The 6,567-nt window shown below is 57.6% G+C and carries 7 protein-coding genes and 1 pseudogene; all 8 read right to left on the bottom strand.

Annotation, left to right across the window (positions count from 1 at the left end; all coding sequences use genetic code 11):
* Positions 1-7: 7 nt before the first annotated feature.
* Complete coding sequence (locus AB4Y32_RS29140; protein WP_368724637.1) at positions 8-619, bottom strand: hypothetical protein; 612 nt, start codon at positions 617-619, stop codon at positions 8-10.
* The gene (locus tag AB4Y32_RS29135) at positions 616-1,863 is read right to left on the bottom strand and encodes a tyrosine-type recombinase/integrase (RefSeq protein WP_368724636.1); all 1,248 of its coding nucleotides are present in this window, start codon (positions 1,861-1,863) and stop codon (positions 616-618) included. Before AB4Y32_RS29135 ends, AB4Y32_RS29140 begins: the two co-directional genes overlap by 4 nt.
* Positions 1,864-2,011: 148 nt before the next feature.
* A pseudogene (locus AB4Y32_RS29130) lies at positions 2,012-2,206 on the bottom strand (transposase zinc-binding domain-containing protein); the annotation flags it as partial.
* 10 nt (positions 2,207-2,216) lie between these two features.
* A complete protein-coding gene (locus AB4Y32_RS29125) occupies positions 2,217-2,639 on the bottom strand; it encodes a tyrosine-type recombinase/integrase (protein WP_368724640.1) in 423 nt (140 codons plus the stop codon).
* An 82-nt stretch (positions 2,640-2,721) separates the two neighbouring features.
* A complete protein-coding gene (locus AB4Y32_RS29120) occupies positions 2,722-3,714 on the bottom strand; it encodes a tyrosine-type recombinase/integrase (RefSeq protein WP_342936728.1) in 993 nt (330 codons plus the stop codon).
* A 1-nt stretch (position 3,715) separates the two neighbouring features.
* Positions 3,716-4,651 (bottom strand): tyrosine-type recombinase/integrase, encoded by a 936-nt coding sequence (locus AB4Y32_RS29115; protein WP_368724635.1) that lies wholly within the window; start codon positions 4,649-4,651, stop codon positions 3,716-3,718.
* Positions 4,648-5,892 carry a tyrosine-type recombinase/integrase gene (locus AB4Y32_RS29110; RefSeq protein ID WP_368724634.1) on the bottom strand — a complete coding sequence of 415 codons (1,245 nt, stop codon included), beginning with the start codon at positions 5,890-5,892 and terminating at the stop codon, positions 4,648-4,650. Before AB4Y32_RS29110 ends, AB4Y32_RS29115 begins: the two co-directional genes overlap by 4 nt.
* Positions 5,893-6,210: 318 nt before the next feature.
* A complete protein-coding gene (locus AB4Y32_RS29105) occupies positions 6,211-6,531 on the bottom strand; it encodes a site-specific integrase (protein ID WP_368724633.1) in 321 nt (106 codons plus the stop codon).
* Between the last annotated feature and the right edge of the window lie 36 nt (positions 6,532-6,567).

The following is a 6,567-nucleotide window of genomic DNA, read 5'->3' as shown; positions in this document are numbered from 1 at the left end:
AAGGTCTTTAGGCATCTAAACTATGCCGAGCCGGACGACTCGTTAACATCGTCCCTCTGGGCTCACTGCTGGCATATTCGTGGTCCAGTTCCAGCCTGATCGGCATTGCCTCAAATGCGGCATAGTTCTGGAATTTGCTCTTTCGAATGACGAGTCCCTCCGGCGTAATGTCGGCAGACCGTAGATTCAGGGCTTCCGATACGCGCAGACCAGTGGCGGACAGCAGAGCGATCAACGAAGCATATGTCTGTGGACGCAGTGCGTTGGTGGGCTCGAGTTTCAGCGCAGCGTCGATCAGTTGTTCAATGTCGGTCCGTGTATAAATGTACGGAGCCCGCCGGGTCTTTCGGTAGGCGAAGTACCGCACCGGCGGCAACTCATGGTTCTGATCCTCTATGAACAGGTACCGCGCGAACCTGCATACGGTCTTCAGCCGCGCGTCACGCTGGGCTACCGATGCAGCCTCAGTTGCCCAGTCGATAGCAGTCTGTGCGCGGACGTGCGTTTCACCACGATTGACGGCGAAGCGCGCGAAGCTGCGCAGCAGGTATTCCACGTTCGACATCTTGAATCCCGCGGCCCGACACGCAGCGAGATAGGACTCCACGGCGGACATCATTTCATCACCTCCGGCCAAGGCTGGGCGATTCGCCTGAGCAGTGCAAAGTCAATCCTGGCGTAATAGGCCGTCGTGTCGATACCGCGGTGCCTGAGAATCATGCCGATCTGCTCGAGGGGAAGACCGTGACGCAACATCTCGGTCGCCGCTGTGTGTCGCAGCAGATGTGCGCCCTTGGCGGGTGAACTCACCTTGGCCCGCTTGAGCGCGCGTTTCACTACCGAGGAAATGGCATCGCCCGAAACAAACGGCTTGAAGGGAGCAATGTTGCGTACGAAGACGCGGTCATCTCCTGTCACTCGGGATCGGGATTCGAGATAGCGCAGGAGTGCCTCACCAGCGTCTTGGGGCAGCGGGAGTCGAACTTCATAACGACCCTTACCCGAGACCCGCAGCGTCCCGGTTTCCCACTCAATGTCTCTCATTCGAAGGTTTGCTAGGTCGCCCGCACGCACCCCGAGTCGCACGAGCAACAGAATGATCGCGCGGTCGCGAAGTGTTCGAAGTGAATGGCCATCGCAAGCGGCTATTAGACGGTCAACATCGTCAGGCGCAAGACACTGCGGGAGTGTCGACAGGCGCCAATGCGCTAGTGCGGGAACCGCTTGGTCGAGACCGGCCCGACACAGGCCGTGAACACCCAGATAACGCAGGAAGGCCCGCGCGCTGGTGACCCGCTTTTCGACCGTACTGACACTGCACTTGCCAACACTGTCCAGCAGGAACGTCCGCACGCGCTTCGGATCCCATCCGCCGACATCGTGCCCAAGTAACTCGAGCATTGTCGTGGCATCGCGACAGTACAGCCGAAGTGTCGCCGGCTTTGCGCCCCGGTGCTTTTGCATCCACTGCCGGAAACCGCTGACGATGTTAGGTTCGCAAATCTCGGCCGTTGCGGGTTTCCCTGCCTGACAGACACCGATCCTGATCAGGTACTCACGAAAGCGCTTCGCTCCGAAGTAAACATGGTGGTTTGCTTTGCCGCCCTTTGCATCTGGACAACTGCACGTCGGAAGATGTCGACGGAAGATTTCCAACATCTGCGGACCTACCTCAGCCAGAGGTCTGCCACTCATCAGCATGAAGCGGCCCAGATGATCGGCGGCACGTATGTACCGCTCGGCGCTGGCCGCTGAATATCCGTCCCGCTCCAGCGCATCAGCAAAGCCGTCAATGAAGGCGCCGACCGGTCCCGTACGCAGGCGCCTCAAAGTCTTGGGTGCTACCGGGTATGTGTCTAGCATCACGTCCTCCTGTGATGATTGCCCGTGAAAGCCAGACCACGATAGCAACGGAGGGGCGCGTTTTAATGGGGAGCAAAAACACAGAATTGTTCGGTCTGGGGCTCCGAACATGCTTTCGGACTCCCTGTTAGCCAGGACTCCCCATAAGACATGAGTCGTAGGCGATGCGCTGATGGCCGCATGCATCGCACTGCTCGACATGTCCGCCGAGCGCGGCGGTGCGACGCAGCTCGATGGCGCTCATCACGCGCCGCTGGACACGACTGATCCCGTCGGCATGGGTTTGCCGGTACTGAGGGCCGCAGCGGCAGAAGACGTCCGCCACCTCGAGCGCCAGAGGCATCGCGGGGTCTTCAGAAGTACTCAGGCGTAGGTGGGGATGAAGTGGATGCGGGGTGCGGCAGCAGATCGAAGGGACTCGCGGTGGCACACACGGTGCCGGTCGCGAGTTCCAGATAGCGAGCCGTGGTCGAGAGGGCGCGATGTCCCATCAGCAGCTGGATCCTGCGCATATCAGTACCGGTTTCCAGCAGATGCGTCGCGAACGCGTGTCTCAAGGAATGCGGCGTTATTGGCTTCTGGATGCCGCTGCGCTGACGGGCGAGGCGACATGCCAGTTCGACCGCATCGCGAGAAATGGGTCTGCCTGGAATATCGCCGGGAAACAGCCAGTCGCGAGGATGAGCGTCGAGCCAGTACGTCCGGAGGATCTCAAGCAGCCGTGGCGAGAGCATCACGTAGCGATCCTTACGGTTAAATGTTTTGCCGAAACTTATGTTGCCGCGAAGATTGGAATGCCATTCTGGCGGTACCCGCTTTCGATACGCGGCAACATTAATTTCGTCTGCTTATCGATCGTCAGAGGGCTTTCAGGAAACTCATGAGGCCAGCATCAGTATGCCAAGGCCTGGTCCTCGTCTCCTTCGGTAGATCGCACAGGGCAAGCGCTTTAGCCTTCATTTTCAGGTCGACCTCCGCATAGATATGGGTGGTATCCAAGGAGACATGCCCTAACCATGCCCGAATGGTGTTGATGTCCACGCCCGAACGAAGCAAATGGACGGCACAGGTGTGTCTCAGGCAATGGGGGCTGATGGTCTTTGACATCAGCGACGGCAAAGTCTGACTAGCTTGGGCAACCGTTCGACGCACGACGGCATAGATACCAAACCGTGTCAGCGGTTGATTGAGCCGGTTAAGAAACACGAATTCTCCGCACGCGCGTCCGGCAACAAGCGGCTTTAGAACGTCCGCGGTTCGAGGCCAGATGGGGCACCAGCGCATCTTACCCTTGCCGACCAGGCGTACCGCAGGAGAGGTTCCCCATTTGATATCGTTCAATGACAGATGAGCAGCCTCGTCAGCTCTCGCTCCAGTGTTATAGAGGAACAGCAACAAGGCGTGGTCCCGCATTCCCAATGCCGTTTGCAAGTCAGGCGTGTGCAGTAATGCCTCCATTTCCGGCTTGTCGAGGTACGTCAGAGTTGATGACGCGGTCTTCTTGAAAGGAACGCCACGTAATGCTGCACACCACGCCACATGCTCCGGGCTATGCATACCGATGAACTTCGCAAGCGAATGGATCGTCGCCAGACGCAGATTGCGCGTGGCGCCGCTGCAGCGACGTTCCTTCTCCAGATACCGCAAAAACGAGCGCACACTGGCTGGCGAGAGATCATCGATCGAAAGGCGATCGACTGGCTTCCCCAGTGCCTTGCTCAGGAACGGAAGCAGAAGGACCAGCGTATCGCGATAACTGAGTTGGGTATTGCGCGCGAGATTGCGCTCTGTGGCGACGTGTTCCAGGAGGAACCTGCGTATCCATGGTCCAATCGAGTTATTGTCACGCATCTCACACCTCCGATTGCGCGTAGCGATCAAAGCGCAAACTGGCTTCCCGCAGCAGTTCTGGCGTCATGCTGAGGTACTGCTGCGTGGACCTCAAGTCAACATGCCCCAGGTAAGTGGCCAATTGCGGCAACAGGCGTTGTACCTCGGCGCCGACGCGATACCACGCGATGACCCGATGAACCGCGCTGGCGTGTCGGATGTCGTGAATACGAGGCTGATAACGCGCCGTAGACTCGCGCTGAATCTGTGCAGCTCGGCGAAGCCGGCAAAACAGCTTATTCACACGCTTGTAATTCAGGTGAAGGCCAGTACGCGTAGCAAGAAACGCTGAGTTGTCACCATCTGGCATGGGGAGCTGACGACGACGTGACAGATATTCGCTCAAAACGGTTGCCAACCGTGGGCCGATGGGAATCACGCGGGTCTTAAAGAACTTAGCATCTCGAACCGTTATCGTGTTGCTCGTCAAGTCGACATCCCGCAGGGTGATCGATAGCGCCTCGCCAATGCGCATTCCCGTCCCATAAAGAAGCAGGGGCAAGCTACGCATGGTTTGAGCCAACATTGGAGACAACTGTGTTTGCAGTATTTCAGTTGCAGCCACTAACCGCTTTAGCTCATCAACTGTATATATGTATGGGACAAACGACGGTGGATGCCTCGGGGTATCCGCAGGAAGCGGAGACCTCTTCGCAAAACCGCGTCCAATTGCATAACGGTAGAGGCCATCCACGACCCTGTAGCATTCCAACCAGCGATTGGTTACCGGTCCAGTGCCGGTGATAAATGCCAGGACTGCGCCTGGCCTGACGTCCTCGATGTCTATATCACCCATGGCGCGGCAATAGGCACGGAGTACGGCGGATTGTGATCGATAGCGCATACCCAATGAAGCCTTGAACGCGATGTAGGTCTCGACGAGTTCTTGAAGTCTCATGCCAGCTCTCCCAAATCGAAGGCCGCCACTTCACGCAAACCGGGCAGATTAACCTTCGCGTACGTGCGGGTCGACGCGGTGCGGCGATGTCCAAGATGATCGCCAATCTCCTTGAGGGTCAACCCTTCTGTAACCAACCGGGTTCCGCATGCATGCCTCAAACAGTGTGGGCCGTAGTGGGAGGACTGGATATTCAACGACTTCAGTCTGTAGGAGACTATGTCGTAGAGACCGCTCAGCGAAAGCGGACGAAACGGCGACACGAGAGTCAGGAATACCTCTCGATGTTTGTCATTCCGGCGGACTGATCGCAGATAGCGAACAATGGCGTTGCCGACTGAAGGCAGAAGCGGGTATACCTGCGCCTTACCCCTTTTTGCGCGATGGATATTCAGTTGATCATGCTGCCAATCGATATCCTCGAGGCGAAGATTCGCCACTTCGCTCTCACGCAATGCATAAGTCGCAAACAGCATCAGGATCGCTCTGTCACGTACGTCGGCGGGACGAAGTGTATTCAAAGTGGCGAGAAGCCGTTGTACATCTGGCCACGATGGTCCCGTTGGCAATCCCTCCAATGCATAAATCCGGGGCCTCGGAATGGCGTTTGCCAGATGCGCCTCGCACCACCCTTGCTGGCCACCGAAGCGAAAGAACGCCCGCAGGGCGTCCACCGTATTGCTCACGGTAACGCGCGACCACCCGCGGTCCCTCCCGAAAGCAAGGTAGCCATCGATATCCGTGGCCTGAACGCGCGATAGTGGTCGACCGAGGGGACCGTACCACTTCAAGAACTGCCTGACGTTTCGGCCGAATCGGTCAATCGTGGCGTCGCTGAGTCCGCGCTCCTGCCTTGCCCAGTCGGCATATTCGTCCAGCCGCGAGCCGAACGGTATGTGTTCGATAGGTTCACGCAGGCTGCCGAGGAATCGGAGCCATGTGCAGGCGTTGGCGATCAACCTCCTTCGTGTAGTGGGTAAGTCGAGCCGAGGACCACTTGCGCGCTCGCGATCGATGCGACCGACAACGAGTGATCGTACTTGATCGACAGTGACACGCAGGTTATTACGGTGCTGGAGCCTTTGTGCGATCCAAAGCAGGTCATGGGCTTTACGTCGTACTGACCAATAAGAGTCACCCCGATGCACGCAGTAATTCAGATAGCGAATCCGTTCTTCGGCAAAAGGCGCCGTCGAGTGACGGGCTACCGCTGACGCACGCTTGAAAAGTTGGTCAAACATGGTCGAACCTCCGTCGGAACATGAGATGCTCCTCCAGTCAACGACCAAAAGTTATGTGTTGTCAATGCAAGGCAAAAGCAGCGTTCACGGCACACTTCGGCGGATTCACAACATGAGTTTCGGCAAAACATTTGGCCGTAAATGTCCTCGCGAACATTTACGGTTCTTGCCCTGGTTCACGCGGATGACCATCCGCTTGCTATCGATATCCGTGACCTTCAGATGGATCACCTCCGACACGCGCAGGCCAGGGCATAGGCGAGCATCAGAATGGTTCGCTGCTTCAGGCTGGGGATGGCGTTGAAGAAAGTGGTAACCTCACCGGGACTCAGGATGACCGGTAAGTCTCACCGGTTTCCTGGGCAACGGAAAGTCCTCGTCACTCCAGTCGCGCTTGAGCGTCGCGCGGTAAAGGAAGCGCAGTGCGCCGATCGTCGGGCCGAGACTGGCGGGCGCCAGTTTGCGCTCTTCCCGAAGATAGACGAGCCAGGTTCGTATCTCCTCGGGGCCCAGCAGTTCCGGCGAGCGACAGAAGTTCCGGGCGAAACTTGAAATCTGCAACAGATAGGACTTCTGTGTGTTCTCGGCTAGATTACGGATCTGCATGTCGTGCAACATCCGTTGACGCAGTGGGGTCATGGGGAACCTCCTGGATACAGTGGTGATGCCCGGTTG

This window comes from Paraburkholderia phymatum (genome assembly GCF_040965635.1).
In the GTDB taxonomy this organism is placed as follows: domain Bacteria; phylum Pseudomonadota; class Gammaproteobacteria; order Burkholderiales; family Burkholderiaceae; genus Paraburkholderia; species Paraburkholderia phymatum_B.
The sequence above is the reverse complement of the archived record's forward strand: the minus strand, read 5'-3'. Positions and strand labels throughout refer to the sequence as shown.